Genomic DNA, 23,789 nt, shown 5'->3' on the forward strand with positions numbered 1-23,789 from the left:
TGCGCTAAAACCGGTAAGTTTTAATTGAAGAAAGGCAAAAAAATGGCTCTTTATGAACAAATGTTCCTTGCCCGACAAGATATTGCTCCACAACAAGTTGATGAACTTGTAAGTACCTACAAAGATGTTATAGAAGCACATGGGGGAAAAGTTGGGCGTGTAGAAAATTGGGGTCTTCGTGCTCTTGCGTATCGTATTCGTAAAAATCGTAAAGCTTATTATGTGTTGGTCAATATTGATGCGCCCTCTGCTGCGATTGCTGAAGTTGAACGTCAGATGCGCATCAATGAAGATATTTTGCGTTATATGACTATTCGCGTAGAAAAGCATGAAAAAGAAAAATCTGCTATGCTCTCGCGTCTTGACCGTAATGCTCATACTAATTTAGATGAAGAACGTCCTCGTTCATCGCGTCACCAACGTGAAGATGCTATAGAAGGAGTAGAATAATGGGTGATATCAATCAAACGTCTGTACGCCGTCCTTTTCATCGTCGTCGCAAAACATGTCCGTTTTCAGGGGAAAATGCTCCTAAAATTGATTATAAAGATGTGAAATTGTTACAGCGTTATATTTCAGAACGTGGAAAAATTGTCCCTTCACGGATTACAGCTGTTAGCCAAAAAAAACAGCGTGAGTTGGCGAATGCGATCAAACGTGCTCGTTTTTTAGGTTTACTTCCATATGTTATAAAATAATATTCTACTGTATTACGCAACTGGAATATTTTTAAAGATATTTTTATAGTTTAAAAACGTATCTAATTGTAAACTTTATAAAAATTACAGAAATACCATGAAGTTGGGGCATTATAATGCCCCTAACTGCAAAAGCAGGACAGCGATATATGAAAGAAAATCGTATTTATGAAATAATGACCGGTATTTTAGCAGGCCTATTTGCTGCTGTAATAGGTATGGCCATTATTAGTGTTGCGAATAGCGCTCCTTATTTCTCTTTTCTTCTTGGTTGCTTTCTTTCACTTCCTATTTTCATTGTTGCATTTGGTCAAGGAACATTATCCAGTCTTGTTGCCTTAATAAGTGCTACTGTTGTTTTTATCATAACTACGAATATTTATATTGCTTTTGGCTGTATGCTATTATTTTTTCTTCCTGCTGTTTATGCTTCTTGGCTCCTTGGGCTAGCACGACCAGCGCAAAAAGAAAACACTCTGATATGGTACCCATTATCATCTGTTATTTTTCATTTAACCAACTTTATTGCTTTTATATCAACCCTTATTGGACTCTATGTCCAAACACGCCCATCTATACCCCTCTTTGTAAAACATATCACCACGAATATAGCCCAAGCTATGCAACAGTCACAGTCTCTAAAAGAAGCTGATATACTTGCTATCCGTGAACTCTTAACGACACATGCTGCAACTCTGACAGCGATTGCTCTTGCTATTTATAGTTTGATTTTTCTTATAGGTAATCTTTATTTTTCAATGATCACAGCACAGCATATGAAATGGTTAAAAAGACCACGTGATGATTGGAGTAAAACTCTCCGTCTTCCAATTTCTGCGGTTGTTGTTTTTATTGTTATGTGTATAGCATCAATGATTGAATTGAATGAAAATATTAATTTAAGCACACGCGTCTTCAGCACTGCATATACTATCGTCATATCGATTAGTGGTCTAGCTTATCTTCATAATATTACAAAAGGGGTTAGTGGCCGGATTATTATACTCTCTCTTGTTTATATTGCTATTTTAACCGTTGTTTTTTCTCCACCTGTTTCTTTCATGATGCTTTTGATGGGGATTTGGGCGACTATTCAATACAACTTTCAATCACGTAACAAACATCACTAAATTTATTTGTTCGAAAGGAAAAACTATGGATATTATACTGCTTGAGCGCATTCCTCGTCTTGGTCAGATGGGTGATATTGTCTCAGTTAAAGATGGTTATGCACGTAATTTTCTCTTACCTCAAGGGAAAGCTTTGCGCGCCAATGAAGAAAATAAAAAGCATTTTGAAATACAGCGTGCACAACTTGAAGCACGTAACCTTGAACGCAAAAGTGAAGCACAAAAAATTGCTGAAAAACTGGATGGTCAATCATTTATTGCTGTTCGTTCAGCTGGTGAAACAGGACAGCTTTACGGATCAGTTTCTACACGTGATATTGCTGAAATTATAACAGCTGACGGATTTTCTCTTGAACGCAATCAAATTGAACTTAACCATCCAATAAAAACGATTGGTCTTCATAAGATTGCTCTTAACTTACATCCTGAAGTTCAAGTTATTGTAATAATTAATGTTGCACGCTCAATTAATGAAGCACAACGCCAAGCAGAAGGTGAAACTCTCACTTCTGCTGAAGCAATATATGCCTCTCAAGAAGAGACATTGCTGGAAGAAAGCCAAGAAGAGATCTTGGCAGAAGAAATAAATGATAACAATGAAAATAGCATGAATGAAGAAGCTTAATCTTTTTTAAACTATTTATTTTGTGCTTTTTATTTTCTGCTATTTAATATATTGCCATAAAATGCTCAGCTTTCAAAGCGGGGTATTTTATGGTTATTGTAATCAGAAATTTGCATTTTAGTAAAATAATCACCTGTTAGTGTCTTTTATAAAAGATCCCATACAAAAAGCTGTAAAGATATCTAAACTACATCATATAAAACACTCAAAATATATAGAAATATGTTACATATAATATGCGTAAATAATAAAATCTAAATCTTTAAATATTGAAAATATGATTTTAACTTAAATAACAATCTGGAATTCTATCCTTTTACAATGCGCAACTTATTGCCTAAAGTAGGCAAATACCAACTTAGTGGGAAAAGCTGTTATGGCAGAAAAAGATATTGTCAATGTTCATTCCTCACAAAAAGAAGATTCCTCTTCTTATCAACAACTCCCTCATAATATTGAAGCAGAACAAGCATTGCTTGGAGCTCTTCTTATCAACAATGATGCTCATGATCGCGTTTCAGATTTTTTAAAACCAGAACATTTTTTTGAACTTTTACATCAAAAAATTTACGATGTTTTATCGCACTTTATCAAAGGTGGAAAACTTGCAAACCCTGTTACTATCAAACCTTTTATTCCAGCTGAAGAGAAAATTGGAGACATCACCGTATTCAATTATGTCATTCGCTTAGCAAAGGAAGCAGTAACAATCATTAATGCTGAAGATTATGGACGTGTTATTTATGACCTTTTTATTCGACGGTCTTTAATTAATCTTGGAACCCAAATTGTTAATACAGCTTTTAACGCGCCTATAGAACTTACACCTGCCCAACAAATTGAAACAATTGAGCATCAATTGTTTAACCTAGCGGAAAAAGGAAAATATGGCGGAGGATTTGAAAATTTTGATGAAGCCGTCAAAAAAGCTATTGACATGGCAAGTGCTGCTAAAAAGCGCTCTTCACAATTATCAGGAATAGCCACACACATTAGAACACTTGATGAAAAAATGGGAGGGTTACAACCGTCTGACTTGATTATTCTTGCAGGCCGTCCTGGCATGGGTAAAACTTCACTTGTCACCAATATTGCCTTTAATATTGCCAATGCTTGTAATCGTGATGTTACAACACAAGAGAATGAAGGAGGTATTGTTGGATTTTTTTCTCTTGAAATGTCATCTGAGCAACTAGCAACACGTATTATTTCCGAACAAACAGAAGTCTCTTCTTCTGATATCCGGCGTGGAAATATTTCGGAAGAACAATTTACAAAATTATTACGTGCAATGAATCGCTTACAAAAAGCGCCGCTCTATATAGATCAAACGGGTGGTATATCAATTACACAGCTGGCAGCTCGTGCACGGCGTCTTAAGAGACAACACGGTTTAGACGTCTTAATTATTGACTATATACAGTTAATGACGAGCAGTTCAAAGCGTTCATCTGAAAATCGCGTTCAAGAAATTACAGAAATTACTACAGGATTGAAAGCATTAGCTAAAGAACTCAATATTCCTATTATTGCTCTTTCACAGCTTTCACGCCAAGTCGAAAACCGAACAGATAAACGACCACAACTCTCAGATTTACGCGAGTCTGGTTCAATTGAACAGGATGCTGACATCGTTCTTTTTGTATACCGTGAAGAATATTACCTTAAAAATGAAGAACCAAAGGTAGGAAGCCTTGAACATACAAAATGGCAAGAAGCAATGGATGCAGCTTTTGGAAAAGCTGATGTTATTGTTGCAAAACAACGTCACGGACCTACAGGAACTGTTCATCTTGCCTTTCAGTCTGATTTTACACGTTTTAGCGATTTGGCAGATAGTCAGTATCTTCCAGAGCAAATTGGTTAAATTACCATGGCACGTAGCCGTATTCAATTTATCTGCCAAAATTGTGGAACCATCTATTCACGTTGGGCGGGAAAATGTACTTCCTGTGGAGAATGGAATTCTCTGATCGAAGAAAATACAAATGGTGGTATTGGTAGCGGACCTAAGAAGAATATTGGTAAAGGACGCATTGTCACGCTTACTTCTCTTTCTGAAAATATTGAAGATGCTCCACGTATTCATTCTGGTATTGCTGAGCTTGATCGTGTCACTGGAGGAGGATTTGTTCGTGGATCTGCATTACTTGTTGGCGGCGATCCAGGTATTGGAAAATCAACATTACTTACACAAACAGCGGCTGCTTTATCACGAAAAGGGCATAAAGTCATCTACGTTTCAGGTGAAGAAGCTATTGCACAAATCTGTCTTCGTGCACAAAGGCTCGGTGCTGCAAATACAGAAATTAAACTTGCTGCTGAAACAAATGTTGAAGATATTCTTGCAACCTTAAGCCAGCATAAAAATCTCGATATGGTTATTATTGATTCCATTCAAACCTTATGGTCAGATACAGCAGATTCAGCACCCGGAACCGTCACACAAGTACGCATCGGTGCGCAAGCAATGATCCGCTTTGCCAAAAAAACAGGAGCAGCTGTCGTCCTTGTTGGCCATGTTACAAAAGATGGACAAATTGCTGGTCCTCGGGTTGTTGAACATATGGTTGATGGTGTTCTCTATTTTGAGGGTGAAGGTGGACATCATTATCGAATCTTGAGAACTGTAAAAAATCGCTTTGGGCCAACAGATGAAATTGGCGTTTTCGAAATGTCTGATAAAGGATTACAGGAAGTGAGTAATCCATCTGAATTATTCTTGGGTGAACGCAATGAAAAAGCGCCTGGTGCTGCTGTTTTTGCCGGAATGGAAGGCACACGCCCCATATTAGTAGAAATACAAGCACTTGTTGCCCCCTCTTCACTTGGAACACCACGACGTGCTGTTGTGGGGTGGGATGGAAATCGTCTTTCCATGATTCTTGCCGTTTTAGAAGCTTATTGTGGCATTCGTTTTGGACAACATGATGTCTACCTTAATGTCGCTGGCGGATATCGTATATCAGAACCAGCAGCTGATCTTGCTGTTGCAGCAGCTTTAGTATCCTCTCTTGCAAATATTCCTCTTCCAACAGATTATGTGTATTTTGGTGAAATAAGCCTTTCTGGCGCTATCCGAACTGTTGCCCATTCAGCACAGCGCATCAATGAAGCAAAAAAACTTGGATTTCAAGGCGCCGTTCAACCCACTACAATAACTGAAAAAGTTAAATCACAAGCTTTTCAACAAAAAACATTTTCTGATCTTCCTGAATTGGTTGCTGCTATTACTACAAAGAAAAAACAGTCTATATCTTATACATGATAATATAGAAAAAACTCTATAAAATACAAAAGATCCTTGTTATAAGAAAAAATAATAAAATAATCAGCAATATAATTATAGACTCATTGAAAATGAAATAACTTTATATATAAGGAACAAACAAATGATCATAACAGTCCTTGATGGAATTGTCATAATAATCATCCTGTTGTCCGCTTTCCTCTCTATGCTTCGAGGATTTTCACGCGAAATATTATCGTTATTTTCTTGGGCCATTGCAGCCATCGCTACTCTCTTTTTATTTAAACCTATATTGCCGTTCTTTGAGCAATATCTTTCTAACAAAATGATTGCACTTATCACAACGTTGGTCACAATTTTTATTATTATTCTGATTATTGCTTCGATCGTTACAATGAAAATTGCTGATTTTATTCTTGATAGCCGAATTGGTATATTTGACCGTACTATTGGTTTTGTTTTTGGAGCATTTCGTGGCTTATTTATTATGGTTATCGGCATGTTGTTACTGAATGCACTTATCCGGCCCGAACAACAAGAAAATTGGTTAAAGAATGCTACAACAAAACCCATTTTAGATTCATTGGGACAAAAAGTGTGGGCAATACTTCCTAAAAATCTCGATAATGTTCTCGAAAAGACAGAAAAATTCTTTAAAACAGATGATATAGATATACGTGACCAACATTCTCATGAAAATTTGCTTCAAAAAAATGGAGAATAGTTTGTCATAGGAAAAAAGATTTAATACAGTATACTTTTAATTATTCCTCGTATTACAATTGAAAGAATATAATGACAAAAAACGACATTTCCTGTCAGGAATTTTCATTAGATGACGATACTCTGCATGAAGAATGTGGAGTTTTCGGTATTCTTGGGCATGAAGATGCAGCAACATTAACAGCTCTTGGTCTTCATGCACTTCAGCATCGTGGACAAGAAGCAGCTGGTATTGTTTCCTACCATAATAACATGTTTCATCAAGAAAAACATCTAGGTCTTGTTGGTGATCACTATACCAATCCCGTAACACTTGCTCGATTACCAGGAGATCGTTCTATCGGGCATACCCGTTATTCAACAACTGGTGAAATAGCATTACGCAATGTTCAACCTCTTTTTGCTGAATTAAAAGTTGGAGGTATTGCTATTGCCCATAATGGCAATCTCACGAATGGTCTTACATTACGTCGTAAACTGATAGCCTCTGGTGCTATTTGTCAATCAACATCGGATTCAGAAGTTTTTCTGCACCTTATTGCACGTTCACGTTATGAATCATCATCCGACCGCTTTGTTGATGCTATTAGGCAAGTAGAAGGTGGATATGCCATGTTAGCACTCACACGCACCAAGCTCATTGCGGCACGCGATCCAATAGGTATTCGACCTCTCGTAATGGGCGAGCTGGATGGTAAACCAATCTTTTGCTCTGAAACTTGTGCACTTGATATTATTGGTGCAAAATATATCCGCGACGTCAAAAATGGCGAAATCATTATATGTGAAATACAAAAAAATGGCGAAATCACTAAAAAAATTATACAATCAAAAAATGAAAAGCCAGAAAAACTTTGCCTTTTTGAATATGTTTACTTTGCACGCCCTGATTCAATTGTTGGAGGACGAAGTGTTTATACAACGCGTAAAAATATGGGAATTCGCTTAGCACAGGAAGCTCCCTGTAAAGGTGATGTTGTTGTGCCTGTTCCTGATGGAGGAACACCAGCTGCAATTGGCTACGCACAAGAAATTGGAATTCCCTTTGAGCTTGGTATTATTCGTAATCATTACGTGGGGCGAACTTTTATCGAACCAACACAACAAATTCGTGCTTTTGGAGTTAAACTCAAACATTCTGCAAACCGTCCTATAATTGAAGGAAAGCGTGTTATTCTGATTGATGACTCCATTGTTCGTGGAACAACATCTCTTAAAATCGTACGAATGATCCGCGATGCAGGAGCAAAAGAAGTTCATATGCGCATTTCTAGCCCTATGATTTTTTATCCTGATTTTTATGGTATCGATACCCCTAAAGTTGAGAGCCTTTTAGCAAATCAATATCCAGATTTAAAATCTATGTGTAATTTTATCGGAGCTGATTCATTAGAGTTTCTTTCAACAGATGGTCTCTATCTTGCTGTAACAGGAGAAAAACGAAATAATGCTGATCCACAATTTACGGACCATTATTTTACTGGAGAGTACCCAACACATTTAATTGATCAAGAAAGTATCCCCAAAACACATCAATTATCCGTCCTTAAAACAAGAGATTAATAATGAAAAAATTAGATTTTAGTTTAGATGGACGTATTGCACTTGTCACCGGTGCATCAAGAGGAATTGGTTATTCTTTAGCGTTAGAGATGGCAAAACGCGGAGCTCATATTATCGCTCTTGCACGGACAGTTAGTGGACTTACTGAACTGGATGATCAAATCCGAAAAAAGGGAGCTTCTGCAACACTTATCCCATTCGATTTGCATAATATGGAAAGCATTGATGCTCTTGGAAATTCCATTGCTCAGCGCTGGAAAAAACTCGATATTTTAGTTGCAAATGCAGGAATCCTTGGACCCCTTTCACCAATAGCACATATAGAAAACAAAATATTTGAAGATGTTTTTAACATAAACCTTATTAGCCAATGGCGCTTGATGAAAACAGTAGAACCCTTATTGCGTGCATCTGATGCTGGACGGGCCATTCTATTATCCTCAAGTGTTGCTCATATTGCACGCGCTTTCTGGGGACCTTATTCAGCCTCCAAAGCAGCTTTAGAAATGATTGCTCGCTGTTGGGCAGAAGAGCTCAAACAGACACCTGTCAAGATTAACTGCGTTAATCCAGGTGCAACACGTACTACTATGCGTGCACAAGCTATGCCAGGCGAAGATCCCTACACTCTTCCCACACCACAGGAAGTTGCGTCAAAAATAGTGCATTTATCATCACCTCATTTAATAGAAACAGGCAAACTCTTTAATGTTCATAAAAATAGATTTACAGATTATCATGCGCCTAATTGATCATAATTATAGGAATCTGTCATCTCAATTAATCTTTTCTCTTCTACCTTACTTTCCAAGTAAAAAAACATACAGTTTCACGATTTATGAATAGCTTAAGTCTTTGTCTTTTTTTCTTCTAGAGTCGCCCTTTTATTGTAAGCTATAAAACTAAAGGGAAGAAAAATCATATAACTAACAGCTGTAATCAATAAAGTTTTCCATGTGTAAGTCGCAAGAAAACCTACATAAATAACAATGATCAACATGCATGGTACAACCATATCACGCCTTAAATTTTGATCTATGGTTTTTGCATTCCATACCGGCAAACGACTGATCAAAAGAAAAGCAATAATCACAGTATAAAGACTAAAAAATAATGCCCAACCCCAATTTGGTGTCAAACCAAGAACCCCTAAATACATAGGTAATAAAAGTAACAATGCCCCTGCTGGTGCTGGAACACCAATAAAATAACTTTTTTGCCATTGAGGTATATCGATATTATCCAACATCACATTAAAACGTGCTAATCGCAAACAACAAGCAACGCAATAGACAAGTGCTGCAACCCACCCCACGTGATGTGCTTGAGTCAAAATAAAAGAATAAACGATCAGCGCAGGTGCAACACCAAAATTAACAACATCAGCAAGAGAATCCATCTGTGCACCAAAAGATGAACTCCCATCCATTAAACGCGCGATACGCCCATCAGCACCATCTAAAACTGCTGCCAAAAGCACCATTAAAATAGCAGCCTCATAGCGATTATCAAAAGCCAAACGAATACTACTCATCCCTGCACAAATTGCCAAAATAGTGATAATATTAGGAATGACATAGCGCATTGGTGTGGGCGAACGCCACCGATTTGCAGAATCATCATGCTGCCCTTCAGGATTAAATGAAGAAAATAGTGAAAAATTTTTCATTGTTCATCCTAATCAAATCTGAAATCAGTTATTGCACTTTTATCATCAAAAGAACCTAAAACTGTTTCTCCAGCAATTGCTGTCTGACCAACAGAAACACGTAATTTTACTTCAGTTGGTATATAAATATCAAGACGAGAACCAAAACGAATCATTCCAAAGCGTTGTCCTGTTAAAACAGAATCATTTTCTTTTGGCCAACAAACAATCCGGCGCGCTACTATTCCTGCTATTTGTACTACGCCAATTTTACCATATTTGCTATCAATAATCACTCCATTTCTCTCATTAAATTGGCTAGCCTTATCAAGCTCAGCATTAGCAAATCGACCTGGGCGATAGATGATAGATTCTACCGTACCATTTATAGGAATACGATTAATATGGCATGAGAAAACATCCATAAACACGGAAATACGGATCATCTCTTCATTTCCCAATCCCAACTCTTCAGGCGGAATACACGGTTCAACAAATGAAATCCGTCCATCAGCAGGAGACATAACCCAACTTGGATTCAAAGGGATTACACGATCTGGATCACGAAAAAAATATATACACCACACCGTGAGAATCAGACCACACCAAAATAATGGACTCCATACCCAACCAAGAATGAGAGAAACAATAAAAAATGTTATGATAAAAGGGTACCCCTCCTTATGAATTGGTGCAAAACTATTATGGACAGATTGTAGAATACTCATATAACTTCCTATTCATAGATATGATTTAAACAAGTAATAAATCTTTTTGTTCCTCCCTTTCTGTCGTATACTTAATCAATCACACCATATAAAGGCTAAAGCTTATCTTAAGCAGCTTATTTTTTACGATTGACAACCCCCATTTCGTCTTCTTCACGCATTTTACGCAATTTTTCTTCAGCTTGTGATGCTTCAAGTTGCTTATTCCACATTGAAGCATATAAACCTTTCTTCAATAAAAGCTCGGCATGTGTCCCATTTTCAATAATACGACCACTTTTGAGAACCAAAATTTCATCGGCATTAATAACTGTAGATAAACGGTGTGCAATGATTAATGTTGTACGTCCACGACTTACAATATCTAAGGCTTGTTGAATTTCTTGTTCTGTTGCCGTATCAAGAGCTGCGGTTGCCTCATCTAAAATAAGAAGTGGAGGTGCTTTTAACAATGTCCGCGCAATAGCCACACGCTGTTTTTCACCACCAGATAGTTTGAGTCCACGCTCACCTACTAGAGACTGAAAACCATTTGGAAGCATCTCAATAAATTTTGATATTTGTGCCATTTCAGCAGCTTTACGCATCTCTTCATCTGTAGCACTTGGACGTCCATAGCGAATGTTATAGGCAATTGTATCATTAAATAACACTGTGTCTTGTGGTACCATACCGATAACTTCGCGCAAACTTTTCTGTGTTACATCACGAATATCCTGTCCATCAATTGTGATAGCCCCAGAATCAACATCATAAAAACGAAAAAGCAATCGAGAAATAGTTGATTTACCAGCACCCGATGGGCCAACAATTGCCACTGTTTTTCCTCCAGGAACTTCAAAATCAATATCTCTGAGGATTTGACGGGTTGGATCATAGGAAAATCTAACCTTATTAAACCGAATACTACCCTCTTGGATTACTAACGGCTGAGCATCTGGTTTATCAATAATTTCCTGTTTCACATCCAAAAGATCAAACATCGCTTCAATATCCGTTAAACCTTGTCGAATGTCACGATAAATTGAACCAATAAAATTTAATGGCATAGAAAGCTGTATTAAAAGCGCATTAATAAAAACAAAATCTCCTAAAGTTTGTGTGTCATGAAAAACTTCATAAGCTGACATCAACATAAGAATTGTCATTCCAAGACCAAAAATCAGGGCTTGACCAAAATTAAGCCAGCTTAATGATGTCCAAATCTTCGTCGCTGCTTGTTCATAACCTGCCATAGAAGAATCATAGCGACGCGCTTCTAGAGTTTCATTACCAAAATATTTCACTGTTTCAAAATTTAAAAGAGAATCAACAGCACGAGTATTCGCCTCAGTATCTGCTGTATTCATTTGTTGTCGAATACCAATACGCCAATCACTCGCCTTAATGGTAAACCAAGTATACAAACCAACCATTAGAACAACTATAAAAAGATACAGTCCCCCGTAGTTGATGTAAAATACCAATGCCGTTAATATAAATTCCAACACTGTTGGCACTGTATTGAGAATTGAAAATCTAACGATTGCTTCAATTCCCTTTGTACCACGCTCGATAACACGAGAAAGTCCACCAGTTCGCCTTTCCAAATGAAATCGTAAAGATAATCCATGAATATGCACAAAGGTTTTATAAGCTAACTGACGAATAGCATGCTGACCAACCGTCGCAAAAAGGGAATCGCGTAACTGATTTAATCCAGCTTGTACAATACGTGCAACATTATATGCCAAAACGAGCATGAGAGGAACAATCCAACTAGATGAAAGCCATCCAGGAAGTTTGACGTGTACATCAAGCATATTTGTAGCATATTTAAAGAAATAGGGAACGGAAATAAGAAAAATCTTAGCTAAAAGAAGATAAAATATCGCCCATACAACACGCATTTTTAGATCACGTCGACCTGCAGGCCACATATAAGGCCATAAATTATAAAGTGTACGCAATGTCTGCCCTGTATCTGACGATACAGTTTTTATCCTATCGTGTTGTTTCATAAAGCCTTACTTCTCTTTCATACACTCAAAAGGTACTATAACCTTTCTCTTTTCCCGCTCACAGATCATACTCTATTTTCTATACGCCCCCAGTAAGTTATACGACTGATTATGTAAGGTTAGACTGTTTTTGAAAAGGGAACAAGAAATAATCCTCTATAAGGTTTATTATTTTTATCTGTATTCTCATACCATTCCGCAGCAAATAAGTTTTCAACTGTTACATGTTTTTTTTTCAATTTTTCTTGAAGCCATTTCTTTGATTTACCAATCTCTTTAAGACCATCATCTAGAATTTCACCATTTTGCACTAAAATGGTAGACTTTTTACCTTCTTCCTTTTTAATAACAGTACAATCACCGTTAGTTTCTAAACGAACAAACGCAGCTTCATGCAAATTACAGCCTTTAATACGTAACATCGTAATCAGATCATTCACATTTATCCCTAAATTTTTAATCTTATCCATTTGAAAAACACCATCTAAAACCAATGCAATATTTTTTCCTGCAATAAGACGATGAAAAAAAACTGAATAGCGTGCTAAAAAATTAAGACTAGTAACCAAGGTTTGCCAAATAAGTAAAACAAGCAATAATTGAATACTACTTACACTCGGACTATAAATAACCCCCCCTATAATGCTTCCCATTACAAAGTTGCTTACTAAATCAACAGGCGTCATTTGACTTAAACTACCACGCCCTGTGGTTCTTAAAATTAAGAGGAAGGCAATAAGACCTATCATCAATTTAAGTGCAACATAACCGTAATGATATAAAAATTCCATCAGACTTTCTCCTTTATTATAAAAGCTGCTAGAATACGGCAATTAGAACCGTTTTATTTCCCACACGGTTTTACGCTCACCAGTCTGCGGATCCTTACTATCTTTTAAGATAACCCCCATGGCTGCGAGCTCATTACGAATGGTATCTGCAGCGTCCCACTCTCTATTATGGATAAGGTGCAGTCTTTCGACAATGCGCTGATCAATAAATTTTGAATCAAGGGACGTTTTTCTCGTAAATAATGGACATTCTCTATCTTGAATCCATTCCTGCTTTAATAACCCTAATAAACCCATTCCTTTTGCAAGAGCGACAGCATTCCCTGCTTTATAAAATTTTCGCAAAAGAGCAAAGGCACTTGGAGTGTTAAGATCATCGCTTAATGCATTCATCAAAGCAGCATCAAGAGCCCCATCCTTCTCCAAACATCCTTTCTCATAACGAAGCAATTCATACCAACGATATAGTTCATTACCCGATTGTGTTAAACGCTGTGCTGTCCAATTTAAGGGTTCACGATAATGCGTTTGTAACATCGAAAAACGTGCAGATAAACCAGACCAATTTTGCTTTATTTGATCTGATAAAGCATCATTAAATGCAAAAAAATTATTTTCTAAGATAGAACGAATAGTCATAAAGTTGCCAAGACTTTTCGACATCTTTTTTCCTTCAATTTGTAAAAAGCCGTTATGCATCCAAAAATTAGCCATTCTCTGTGTCCCAAAAGCTGAACAGCTTTGTGCAATCTCATTTTCATGATGAGGGAAAATTAAATCGATTCCACCACCATGAATATCAAAAATATTGTCTGCTGGATCATCACATGTCAGACCGCCACCATAAGGTGTTAATAGCTTCGCCATCGACATTGCAGAACATTCAATATGCCATCCTGGACGACCTAAAACAGAAATGCCTGCTGGTGATTGCCAACCTGGTTCCCCTTCCAGAGAAGGCTTCCATAAAACAAAATCCATCTCATCCTTTTTATAAGCAGCAACATCAATACGTGCCCCTGCTCTCATTTCATCTAAAGAACGATTTGCAAATTTTCCATAATAAGGATGTCTTTTTATACTACTTATAGAAAATAAAATATGATTTTCTGCTTTATATGCATGCCCTTTTTCAATCAACTTTTCTATCAAAGAACGCATCTCCTGCAAATGCTCCGTTGCACGTGGTTGACTGGTTGGCAAAAGACAACCCAGTGCTATTGTGTCTTGCTGAAACTGAGAATATGTACGTTCTGTTAATTGGCGAATAGCATCATTGAGTGCTAACTCTGGATATTCATGAGCGGCTCGTGCATTAATTTTATCATCTACATCTGTGATATTACGTGCGTATATCACATGATCCTTACCATAAACATAACGTAATAAGCGAAATAAAAGATCAAAAACAATAACAGGACGAGCGTTCCCGATATGTGCATCATCGTAAACTGTCGGACCACAAACATAAAGGCGTACTTTTGTAGCATCTATTGGTATAAAATTTTCTTTTTTACGTGTAAGCGTATTATAAAATCGCAACTCTTTCATCATTATACTCCATGCACGATAGATATGCTACTCTTCTAGATGAATCTTGCCTTTAAATCATTATGTTACATCACTTAAATGAAACTGCTCATATTTCTTAAGTAAAACTCTTATAGAAAACTATCCTATTTAGGCTGCATCCATCATCTGTTGTAAAAACAACCTCATTTATTTAACGAAACAAACATACTCCACAAATCCTCTCTTTCCCTTTTCAAGGAGACAACCTTCTCAAGAAAAAATTTTTAATACACGATGCAATCGCAATTTACGCGAAAAATAAATTGCACACACCATATTTGAAATTTCGAATGATACAAAACTTAGATAAGAATTATTAATGTCCTCATGAAGGTTTCCTTATTATCTTTTATGCCCTACATCTTATAAATATCCGTTATTAAAAATAATAGGCAAAATATTTTGCTCTATTTTTTTAGAATATACCCAGTGACAAAATTATTTATTCGTCATTATCATTAAAACTTTATACTAAGGAAACGATAAAATTGTGCGCAATATATTGATAAATATGATTATTATAATATTTTTTTTCACTTCCACTCAAACTTTTTCACAACAATTTCCCTCCTATGAAACAAAATTGCTGCGACTAGCAGAAATTTTGGGGTCTCTACACTTTTTACAAAATCTTTGCAGTACTCCAACAAACAAATGGTATGATCATATGAACGCACTCATTGAAGTAGAAAACCCCACCCCACAAAGACGCGCTCATTTTTATGCAGCATTTAACAATGCATATCGTGCTTTTTCAGAAAATTATCATCATTGTACACGCTCAGCTATTGAAGCAAACAAACGATATATTAAAGAAGGAAAAGCTTTATCTAAAAGCCTCCTTACGCCTCTTAGTCATTAATCTACATCAAAAATTTATTTGTATTTTATGAATAGGACAATTAGCCACTCTGATATAAAAATGATCGATCTCAACTGACAAGTCTATAAAGTGAATTTCCTTTATACAGTCATTATAAACATCTTTTGCACATGGAAAATCATTTTATAAGACCCATAAGTTTAATCTAATCATGCAAAAGATTCTATAAATTTAACAGGTTCTCCCTGTGAAGGAGTGACAATTTCGCCTTCCCACATAACCCGTTTACCACGGATAATCGTTCCAACAGGCCAACCTTTAACCTTTTTACCATCATAAGGTGTCCATCCCGCCCGTGAGCCAATTAGTGCATTTGTAATGACCTCTTCTCTCTCCAAATCGATAACGGTTAAATCCGCATCATATCCAACAGCAAGGCGCCCTTTACAGCTTATGCCAAAAATGCGACTAGGACCATGCGAAGTAAGATCAACAAAACGTTCAAGAGATATCTTTCCTGCATTAACATGTGTTAGCATAAGTGCGGCTGTTGTCTGCACACCCGTCATACCTGAAAGTGAAGAAGGATAAGGTTGAAGCTTTTCTTCAAACGTATGTGGAGCATGGTCAGAGCCTAAAACATCAATAATACCCTGCTGCACACCATACCATAAAGCTTCACGGTGGTGTTTCTCTCTGATAGGAGGATTCATCTGAATCAATGTACCAAACTGCTTATAATCATCAGCTGTAAGCGTTAAATGATGTTGCGTAACTTCAATTGTTGCAACATCTTTATGATTTTTTAAAAAATCAATTTCTTCTGCTGTAGAAAGATGTAGAATGTGAATGCGTGCCTTTGTTTCATGCGCAATTTTTACCAGACGTTGTGTACATTTTAATGCTGTTACCTCATCGCGCCAAACTGGATGTGATGAAGCATCCCCTTCAATGCGTAATATTTTACGCTCTTTAAGCCTTACTTCATCTTCAGAATGAAAAGCTGCTCGACGGCGTATATTCTTTAAAATAAGACGTACACTTTCATCATCATCTACCAAAAGATCTCCCGTAGAAGACCCCATGAATACTTTAATTCCAGCGGCACCAGGCAGCCTTTCTAATTCTGCCAATTCGTGGACATTATCACGCGTTCCTCCAACCCAAAATGCAAAATCACAATGCATCCGATGAAATCCACGTTTAACTTTATCGGCCAATGTTTCTTCTGATACCGTCAATGGATGCGTGTTAGGCATTTCAAATACTGTTGTAACACCTCCTAATACGGCAGAATATGAGCCACTTTCTAAATCTTCCTTATGTTCATTGCCCGGTTCGCGGAAATGAACTTGGCTATCAATGATACCAGGTAAAATATGCAATCCTGTACAATTAATCACTTCACCGGAAGATGCACAGGTAAGATCACCAATTTCAGCAATACGACCATTTGTAATCCCAATATCACGCTGGCTCCTTCCGTCATGATTCACAAGTGTTGCACCTTTTAAAATTGTATCAAATGTTTTACACATAGCCATGCTCCTTACATATCGTCTCTTTATCGATTATGTAACTTTGAGCAGAAAGGCAAGGATCATGATTAAGAAACAAAATGCCATTCTCTTAAAAAACCGCAGGATTATTGAAATTACGGGTGAAGAAGCAACAGATTTTTTACAATCTCTTATTACGACAGATATTAAACAAATCGGCACACAAGAAGTTTTTCCTGGAGCTCTCTTATCCCCACAAGGAAAAGTTCTTGCTGATTTTCTTATTGGAAAAAAAAACGATGGTTATCTAATTGATATTGTTTCCTCTTTATCTGATCTTCTCTACAAGCGCCTGATCCTTTATAAAATGCGTAAAAAAGTAGAAATTATACAACCTTTACAAGATCTTGTTACAATTTCTTGGGAAAAAGAATCAGATGTTTTACATTTTGATTCAAGCTTTATCGATAAACGCTTTCCACAAAAAGAAAAAATAATACGCACCTATGGAAAAATACCTCTTGTTGCTTCAGAATCTTATAATCATTGGGATCAACTGCGTATCCGCTATGCAATAGCAGAAAGTGGTAAAGACTATGAAATAGGCAAAGTCTTTCCTCACGATATTAATTACGATCAAATCAATGGGCTTACCTTTAACAAAGGGTGCTATATTGGACAGGAAATTGTTTCACGAATGCACCACCGACGTGCTGCACGTCGCCGTACTTTGATTGTAAAAAGTCAATATGAATTAATTCCAGAATCTAGTATTGAAGCAGGGACTAAAATACTTGGCTATTTAGGAACATGCGTTGAGAAAGAAGCTTTAGCTTTAATGCGTATTGACCATGTTAAAGATGCTATGGATCATAATATTCCTTTTACAGTAAAAAACGTTCCTGTCACTATAAGTATTGCTGAAAATATGAATTTTACTTTTCCTGAAAATACTGAGGAAACAAATTAATGGCTAAAGCTGAATTATCAAAAAATGGAGAAGCACGTGCTTGGCAAAGAATGCTCTCTGGTCGCAGACTTGACCTTCTCAATCCTTCTCCTTTTGATATTGAAATCGAAGATATTGCCCATGGGCTTGCGCGTGTTGCACGTTGGAATGGTCAAACACGGGGAGAACATGCTTATTCTGTCGCACAACATTCTCTTTTGGTAGAACAAATATTTTACAAGCTTTTTCCGCAATCACATAAAAATGAATGTCTCTATGCCCTTCTCCATGATGCTCCAGAATATGTCATCGGAGATATGATTTCCCCCTTTAAGGCTGTTATAGGAAACCAATATGAGCGTATAGAAAAACGTATACAAGATGCTATCCATATGCGCTTTTCTCTTCCCATTGATCCTCCTCAAAAGCTCTTAAAAAAAATCAAACAAGCCGATCGCATTGCTGCATTCCACGAAGCAATTACTCTTGCTGGATTCAATCCAGAAGAAGCCCTTTTCTATTTTGGATCACCCAATCATATTTTACCTGATGATCTTAATTTACAGCCATGCTCTACACAACAAATTGAAAATGCATTTTTAATGCGCTTTAAGAATCTTGATGCTCAAAAGTCATTCTAATACTCTTCTTATCATTATCATCTACCTGTTGTCATTTTACAGCTGTAAAAATATATTAGATGAATATTTTTTCTCATTTATATTTTATATATCTTTGAAAAGGAAATTCCTTTCTTTATCATTACTCTCTACTATTTAAACTCTACCGTTGATTGTTATTTCTAATGATCTAAAATTTAAAACAAAAACAATGAATATTATTATGTTGATCGATTCAAAATCTCTAAATGCAAAAATATGCACTCCTTCTTTAGAAAAGATTTTTTCGTAAAATTATTTGTCTAATATTAAATTTGGTTTCAGTTTATAAACTTCGTTATCTGATGGAAAAGCACGAGACTTCACATCCTGTGCATAATTTTTGATTGCGCTCTCCATTTCATTTTCAAGAGAAGCATAACGACGCACAAATTTAGGTGCATGAGCACCATAGCCCAACATATCTTCCATAACTAGCACCTGCCCATCACATTGGTTAGATGCACCAATGCCGATAGTAGGAATAGAAAGCTTTTCTGTTAGCTTTACTGCTAATGGTTCTACAATTCCTTCTAGTACAACAGAAAAAGCACCGGCCTCTTCAACTGCTACACCATCTGCTTCGATTTTTTGCCAATCACTTTCCTTTCGCCCCTGTGTCTTGAATCCGCCTAAGCGATTCACTGCCTGCGGAGTAAGACCAATATGGGCCATAACTGGAATTCCACGTGTAGATAAAAAATGAATTGTTTCGGCTATATAAATGCCCCCTTCAAGCTTAATTGCTCCACACCCCGTTTGTGCAATAATACGCGATGCATTCAAAAAAGCTTGCTCTGGACTTTCTTCATAGGAGCCAAAAGGCATATCAACCACCACAAGTGCTCTCTGAGATCCACGTACAACTGCCTGCCCATGCAAAATCATCATATCTAGATTAACAGGAAGCGTTGTCTCAAACCCATATACTATCATACCAACGCTATCACCAACCAAAAGTACATCACAATATGGATCAGCAATCCGCGCAGTATAAGCCTGATATGCCGTTAGAGAAACAATCGGTTTTTGCCCTTTTCGTGATCGTATTTCAGACGAGGTTATACGTTTAATAGTTTTATGAATACTCATTTTCAGCCCTTCTCTTGCAATATATATTGATCAATAAGTCTTACCTCACCAAAGCGGATAGTGAGCAATAAAACTGCAGGCTTTTCTAGTCTTCCTTTGACCATACATAAAGTCTCCATATCCCGTAAATCTATAGACTCAATAATTGCACGTGCTTCCCTTTGTAAAATATCGCGGACAATTGCGCATAATTTATCAACCGAGCGTTCCCCTTGGCGATAAAGCTTTTCAGCAGCTTTGCCACTCTCAGCAATGATTTTCGCTGCTTTACGATCTTCCTTTGTTAAAAACTGATTACGAGAAGAATATGCTACACCATCCGCTTCACGTAAAATAGGTACGCCAACAATGTCAATCGGAAAAGCTAAATCTTTAACCATACGTTGAATAATCAAAAGCTGTTGAAAATCTTTTTCTCCAAAAAAAGCCTTATCCGGCTGAACAATATTAAAAAGTTTAGCAACAACACTCGTCACACCATAAAAATGCCCTGGACGCAATTTTCCTATCAAAATACGGGATAATTTTTCTACCTTCACAGTTGTCTCATTCCCCGATGGCCATATTTCTTCTGTAGAAGGTGCAAAAACATATTCAACACATGCTATTTTCAATAAAGCACAATCTTTCTCCAAATCTCTTGGATATTTATTAAAATCTTCACGAGGACCAAATTGCTTTGGATTGACAAAAATAGAAACCAATACACGATCGCACAATGCTTTTGCCCGCTCCACTAATGCAAGATGCCCCTCATGTAATGCGCCCATCGTTGGAACAAAACCAATCGAAAATCCTAAACGTTTTTCTTCCGCAATATGTTGACGCACCTGCGCAATTGTTTCTAAAATTTGCATTTTTATATTCTATTCATCATTTATAAAATTAACAACTTAATGCTTGCATACGAAACCGTCGTTCAAACAATTGTATCAAATTCATGCGCACTGATGGCGACTTTATATCCCGTGGTTCCCATACATGACGCATTAAAAAGAAACCTGTTAGTATAAAACCATCCATTATCTCACTAAAATGAAGAGGACGAGCAGTTCTTTGTACAAGAAACCGTGGTAAAGTGAGAAGCTTGTCCTTCCAAGGCTCTCCTGCTTCCTTACATACAGCACGCCCCGATTTTGGTGATACATAAAAAAGTCCTTCTCGCCGACCTGTTGCAGCACAACAAGATAAATCAAGGCCAAAACCAAATTCTTTAAGAAGTCGCATTTCAAAACGTACAAGTAATTCCGCATTAACAAACGGTTTATCAAAATTGCACATAAAAAGGTGTAGAATATCGTATAGAATAGGATGCGGATCACGTTCAGGAAGAAGACGCAAATGAAAAGCTATTAACTGCAAAGCATAAAGTGCTTCTGGTAAAAGGATTAATCGTGCAGCATGTAAATCAAGCGCCTCAAGTCGAAAAAGTCCCAAATGTTCATCTAAACGTGCCCACCATTCTGCTTCTACAAAATTTCCAGGTTGAAGAAGTGCTGCCATACGACGTGAACGTCCCCCTTTTACCACTCCCATATAACGACCATGCTGGCGAGTCATAATTTCAAGAATAACACTTGTTTCACCATATTGGCGTGTGCCAAGGATAATAGCTTGCTCTTTCCATTTCATTTTATTTAAAAAAATCTAATCCCATTTCACGGTAACGCTCTGGATCACTATCCCAATTATTACGCACTTTTACAAAAAGAAAGAGATGAATCTTCTGACCTATGATTTCCATAAGCTCTTTACGCGCTGCCTGACCAATTGCTTTAATTGTCTCCCCTTTTGCCCCTAAAACAATTTTTTTCTGACTCTCACGCTCTACATAGATCACTTGATTAATTTTTATCGAACTATCTGAACGCTCTTCCCAGTTTTCTGTCTCAACTGTTGAGGAATAAGGAAGTTCATCATGAAGGCGAAGAAAAAGCTTTTCGCGCGTAATCTCAGCAGCAAGCTGACGCATAGGCATGTCTGAAACTTGATCTTCTGGATAATACCATGGTCCCTTTTTCATCATACGACTCAACGCATGAAGCAAGTCTTTACAACCTGAACCATTGAGAGCAGAAATCATAAATGTTTGTAAAAATTGCACACGCTCATTAATCTTAGCGGTTAATGCTAGAAGAGAAGACTTTGCAACTGTATCGATTTTATTCAAAACGAGAATTTTATCTCGTTTAATTTTTTCTACGATATCTAACATTATAAACACTTCATCCGAAAGACCGCTTTGAGCATCAATTAAAACTAACAGAATATCTGCACTCTTTGCTTCTCCCCAAGCAGCAGATACCATCGCACGTTCTAACCGCTTATAGGGACGAAAAACACCTGGTGTATCAATCAATACAATTTGGGTATCATCATGAATAACAATGCCTCGGATTAAAGTCCGTGTCGTTTGCACTTTATGCGTTACAATTGAAACCTTTGTTCCAACTAACTGGTTTACTAATGTAGACTTACCAGCATTAGGCAATCCAATAAGAGCCACAAAACCAGAACGCGTTTTAATAACATCATTCATGATCACTTTTTCCTATTGTTTCCCATATCCCTTCTCGCCGTAAAATTTTTTCTGCTGCCATTCTTTCAGCACATCGTTTAGAGTTTCCCAGTCCAACTTCCGGTGTAAAACCTAAAATACTCACCTCTACCATAAAAACAGGATCATGATCTGGACCAGAACGCTTTATAACGCGATAATGAGGTTGTACACCACCTTGCACATGCGCCCATTCTTGTAATTCTGTCTTAGCATCACGCCGACCTGCATCCATCTGCTTTGCACGACTTTGCCAATACTTTTCAATAAAAGGACGAACACTCTTTATCCCTCCATCAAGATACATAACAGCAATTAAAGCTTCAATCACATCAGCATACATATTCGTAAGACGACGACCTTTTAAATTTTTCATCTCAAAACCAACATGCATCATCTCAGGTAAACCCATTTCTAGTGCAATATCAGCACATGTGTGCGCATTTACTAAATGGTTCAAACGCACTGATAATTCACCTTCACTCGCCTGTGGAAATAAATGATACAACATCTCTGCAATTACAAGACCAAGAACCCTATCACCTAGAAATTCCAATCGCTCATAATTGCCCTGTTCCGAATCTTGTACACTTGAATGCGTTAATGCCTTTTTTAATCTCTCTTCATTTTTAAAATGATGCCCTGTTAGTCTCTTAAGCTGATCAATCATTAGACGATTCACCATTGATCTCCTGCTTCATAAGCGGCAAATCATGAACTGTATTAATAAAAGAAAACAAACGCTTCCAACGTATATCAAATGGCCAACGCCAAATCTGCCAACCACTGGAACCATTACTGATAGAAAAAAAGATTAGACTTGCGCGACCAATAAGATTCTCTTCTGGAACATATCCTACATCCAACCGACTATCGTCTGAATTATCGCGATTATCACCCATCATAAAATAATGCCCTGATGGAACCTCAAAGACTTTTGTATCATCAACACGCGGAATAAACATTAAATCAAGCGTATCATAGCTAACGCCGTTAGGCATTGTCTCACGATAAACATCAACTGGGCCTTTGACTTCCGTTATATCAGGATCATTAATCTTTCCTATAAAGTCACGTGAAATTGCCTTATCATTAATATAAAGCACTCCTTCACGTACTTGTACACGATCACCTGGAAGCCCAACAACACGCTTTATATAATCGATTTTTGGGTTACTTGGTAAACGAAAAACTACAACATCTCCGCGCTTAGGTTGAGAAGCCCAAATGCGTCCTGAAAAAAGAGGAAGAGAAAAGGGTATGGAAAAACGAGAATAGCCATATGCATACTTCGACACAAACAAATAATCCCCCACAAGCAAAGTAGGGCGCATGGAACCTGAAGGAATGCTAAAAGGCTGAAAAAAAAGCGTTCTAATAAGCGCTGCTAAAATTAAAGCCTGTATTAAAGCCTTAATAAATTCAAAAACTCCTCCCTTTTTTTCTTGTTTATATATTTTCTCTTTTTGGATTATTAAAGAT

24 protein-coding genes are annotated in these 23,789 nt (G+C 37.1%); 12 read left to right on the forward strand and 12 right to left on the reverse strand.

What is annotated here, in order from left to right; translation table 11 throughout:
* Window positions 1–42 precede the first annotated feature (42 nt).
* From rpsF to K3248_RS05555, 9 genes are all read left to right on the forward strand, one after another.
* Window positions 43–450 (forward strand): 30S ribosomal protein S6, encoded by a 408-nt coding sequence (gene rpsF, locus K3248_RS05515; RefSeq protein ID WP_220717387.1) that lies wholly within the window; start codon window positions 43–45, stop codon window positions 448–450.
* Window positions 450–698, forward strand: coding sequence for a 30S ribosomal protein S18 (rpsR, locus tag K3248_RS05520; protein WP_220717388.1), 249 nt, complete (start codon window positions 450–452; stop codon window positions 696–698). Before rpsF ends, rpsR begins: the two co-directional genes overlap by 1 nt.
* A gap of 149 nt (window positions 699–847) precedes the next feature.
* Entirely contained in the window at window positions 848–1,828 is a 981-nt protein-coding gene (locus K3248_RS05525) for a DUF2232 domain-containing protein (RefSeq protein ID WP_220717511.1), read from the forward strand.
* 25 nt (window positions 1,829–1,853) lie between these two features.
* Window positions 1,854–2,453, forward strand: a complete 600-nt coding sequence (gene rplI / locus K3248_RS05530; RefSeq protein ID WP_220717389.1) for a 50S ribosomal protein L9 — start codon at window positions 1,854–1,856, stop codon at window positions 2,451–2,453.
* A gap of 376 nt (window positions 2,454–2,829) precedes the next feature.
* Entirely contained in the window at window positions 2,830–4,320 is a 1,491-nt protein-coding gene (locus K3248_RS05535; protein WP_220717390.1) for a replicative DNA helicase, read from the forward strand.
* Window positions 4,321–4,326: 6 nt separating this feature from the next.
* On the forward strand, window positions 4,327–5,721 hold the full coding sequence (gene radA / locus K3248_RS05540) for a DNA repair protein RadA (RefSeq protein WP_220717391.1): 1,395 nt from the start codon (window positions 4,327–4,329) through the stop codon (window positions 5,719–5,721).
* A 124-nt stretch (window positions 5,722–5,845) separates the two neighbouring features.
* Window positions 5,846–6,427, forward strand: coding sequence for a CvpA family protein (locus K3248_RS05545; protein ID WP_220717392.1), 582 nt, complete (start codon window positions 5,846–5,848; stop codon window positions 6,425–6,427).
* 71 nt (window positions 6,428–6,498) lie between these two features.
* Window positions 6,499–7,989: an amidophosphoribosyltransferase gene (gene purF, locus K3248_RS05550; protein WP_220717393.1), complete on the forward strand. Its 1,491-nt coding sequence runs from the start codon at window positions 6,499–6,501 to the stop codon at window positions 7,987–7,989.
* Window positions 7,990–7,991: 2 nt separating this feature from the next.
* Window positions 7,992–8,741, forward strand: a complete 750-nt coding sequence (locus K3248_RS05555; RefSeq protein WP_220717394.1) for an SDR family NAD(P)-dependent oxidoreductase — start codon at window positions 7,992–7,994, stop codon at window positions 8,739–8,741.
* Window positions 8,742–8,836: 95 nt separating this feature from the next.
* Here K3248_RS05555 and pssA read toward each other — a convergent pair whose 3' ends face one another.
* The 5 genes from pssA to cysS all read right to left on the reverse strand — a co-directional run bounded on the left by pssA (window position 8,837) and on the right by cysS (window position 14,707).
* A complete protein-coding gene (pssA, locus tag K3248_RS05560; protein WP_220717395.1) occupies window positions 8,837–9,658 on the reverse strand; it encodes a CDP-diacylglycerol--serine O-phosphatidyltransferase in 822 nt (273 codons plus the stop codon).
* Window positions 9,659–9,666: 8 nt separating this feature from the next.
* Complete coding sequence (locus K3248_RS05565; protein ID WP_220717396.1) at window positions 9,667–10,365, reverse strand: phosphatidylserine decarboxylase; 699 nt, start codon at window positions 10,363–10,365, stop codon at window positions 9,667–9,669.
* Between the two features lie 116 nt (window positions 10,366–10,481).
* On the reverse strand, window positions 10,482–12,365 hold the full coding sequence (locus K3248_RS05570) for an ABCB family ABC transporter ATP-binding protein/permease (RefSeq protein ID WP_220717397.1): 1,884 nt from the start codon (window positions 12,363–12,365) through the stop codon (window positions 10,482–10,484).
* A gap of 119 nt (window positions 12,366–12,484) precedes the next feature.
* The gene (locus tag K3248_RS05575; protein WP_220717398.1) at window positions 12,485–13,156 is read right to left on the reverse strand and encodes a DUF421 domain-containing protein; all 672 of its coding nucleotides are present in this window, start codon (window positions 13,154–13,156) and stop codon (window positions 12,485–12,487) included.
* 42 nt (window positions 13,157–13,198) lie between these two features.
* Window positions 13,199–14,707 carry a cysteine--tRNA ligase gene (cysS, locus tag K3248_RS05580; protein ID WP_220717399.1) on the reverse strand — a complete coding sequence of 503 codons (1,509 nt, stop codon included), beginning with the start codon at window positions 14,705–14,707 and terminating at the stop codon, window positions 13,199–13,201.
* A 511-nt stretch (window positions 14,708–15,218) separates the two neighbouring features.
* Here cysS and K3248_RS05585 point away from each other — a divergent pair.
* Window positions 15,219–15,590: a TIGR02301 family protein gene (locus K3248_RS05585; protein ID WP_220717400.1), complete on the forward strand. Its 372-nt coding sequence runs from the start codon at window positions 15,219–15,221 to the stop codon at window positions 15,588–15,590.
* Window positions 15,591–15,760: 170 nt separating this feature from the next.
* On the opposite strand, the gene K3248_RS05590 is transcribed toward K3248_RS05585, so the two are convergent.
* Window positions 15,761–17,089 carry a dihydroorotase gene (locus K3248_RS05590; protein ID WP_220717401.1) on the reverse strand — a complete coding sequence of 443 codons (1,329 nt, stop codon included), beginning with the start codon at window positions 17,087–17,089 and terminating at the stop codon, window positions 15,761–15,763.
* A gap of 64 nt (window positions 17,090–17,153) precedes the next feature.
* On the opposite strand from K3248_RS05590, the gene ygfZ reads away from it, so the two are divergent.
* Window positions 17,154–18,020, forward strand: a complete 867-nt coding sequence (gene ygfZ / locus K3248_RS05595) for a CAF17-like 4Fe-4S cluster assembly/insertion protein YgfZ (protein ID WP_220717402.1) — start codon at window positions 17,154–17,156, stop codon at window positions 18,018–18,020.
* Window positions 18,020–18,640 carry a YfbR-like 5'-deoxynucleotidase gene (locus K3248_RS05600; protein ID WP_220717403.1) on the forward strand — a complete coding sequence of 207 codons (621 nt, stop codon included), beginning with the start codon at window positions 18,020–18,022 and terminating at the stop codon, window positions 18,638–18,640. Before ygfZ ends, K3248_RS05600 begins: the two co-directional genes overlap by 1 nt.
* Before the next feature lie 273 nt (window positions 18,641–18,913).
* On the opposite strand, the gene panB is transcribed toward K3248_RS05600, so the two are convergent.
* Genes panB through lepB form a run of 6 tightly spaced genes read right to left on the reverse strand, consistent with a single transcriptional unit; the run spans window position 18,914 to window position 23,782 of the window.
* Window positions 18,914–19,750, reverse strand: coding sequence for a 3-methyl-2-oxobutanoate hydroxymethyltransferase (gene panB / locus K3248_RS05605; RefSeq protein ID WP_220717404.1), 837 nt, complete (start codon window positions 19,748–19,750; stop codon window positions 18,914–18,916).
* 2 nt (window positions 19,751–19,752) lie between these two features.
* Window positions 19,753–20,607 (reverse strand): pantoate--beta-alanine ligase, encoded by an 855-nt coding sequence (gene panC / locus K3248_RS05610; RefSeq protein ID WP_220717405.1) that lies wholly within the window; start codon window positions 20,605–20,607, stop codon window positions 19,753–19,755.
* A 28-nt stretch (window positions 20,608–20,635) separates the two neighbouring features.
* Window positions 20,636–21,382: a DNA repair protein RecO gene (gene recO / locus K3248_RS05615; protein ID WP_220717406.1), complete on the reverse strand. Its 747-nt coding sequence runs from the start codon at window positions 21,380–21,382 to the stop codon at window positions 20,636–20,638.
* Between the two features lies 1 nt (window position 21,383).
* Complete coding sequence (era, locus tag K3248_RS05620; RefSeq protein ID WP_220717407.1) at window positions 21,384–22,289, reverse strand: GTPase Era; 906 nt, start codon at window positions 22,287–22,289, stop codon at window positions 21,384–21,386.
* On the reverse strand, window positions 22,282–22,989 hold the full coding sequence (gene rnc, locus K3248_RS05625) for a ribonuclease III (RefSeq protein WP_220717408.1): 708 nt from the start codon (window positions 22,987–22,989) through the stop codon (window positions 22,282–22,284). The genes era and rnc overlap by 8 nt, the downstream gene beginning before the upstream one ends.
* Window positions 22,970–23,782 (reverse strand): signal peptidase I, encoded by an 813-nt coding sequence (gene lepB, locus K3248_RS05630; RefSeq protein ID WP_220717512.1) that lies wholly within the window; start codon window positions 23,780–23,782, stop codon window positions 22,970–22,972. The genes rnc and lepB overlap by 20 nt, the downstream gene beginning before the upstream one ends.
* Window positions 23,783–23,789: the final 7 nt, after the last annotated feature.

The sequence above is a fragment of the Bartonella raoultii genome (assembly GCF_019659805.1).
GTDB lineage: Bacteria > Pseudomonadota > Alphaproteobacteria > Rhizobiales > Rhizobiaceae > Bartonella > Bartonella raoultii.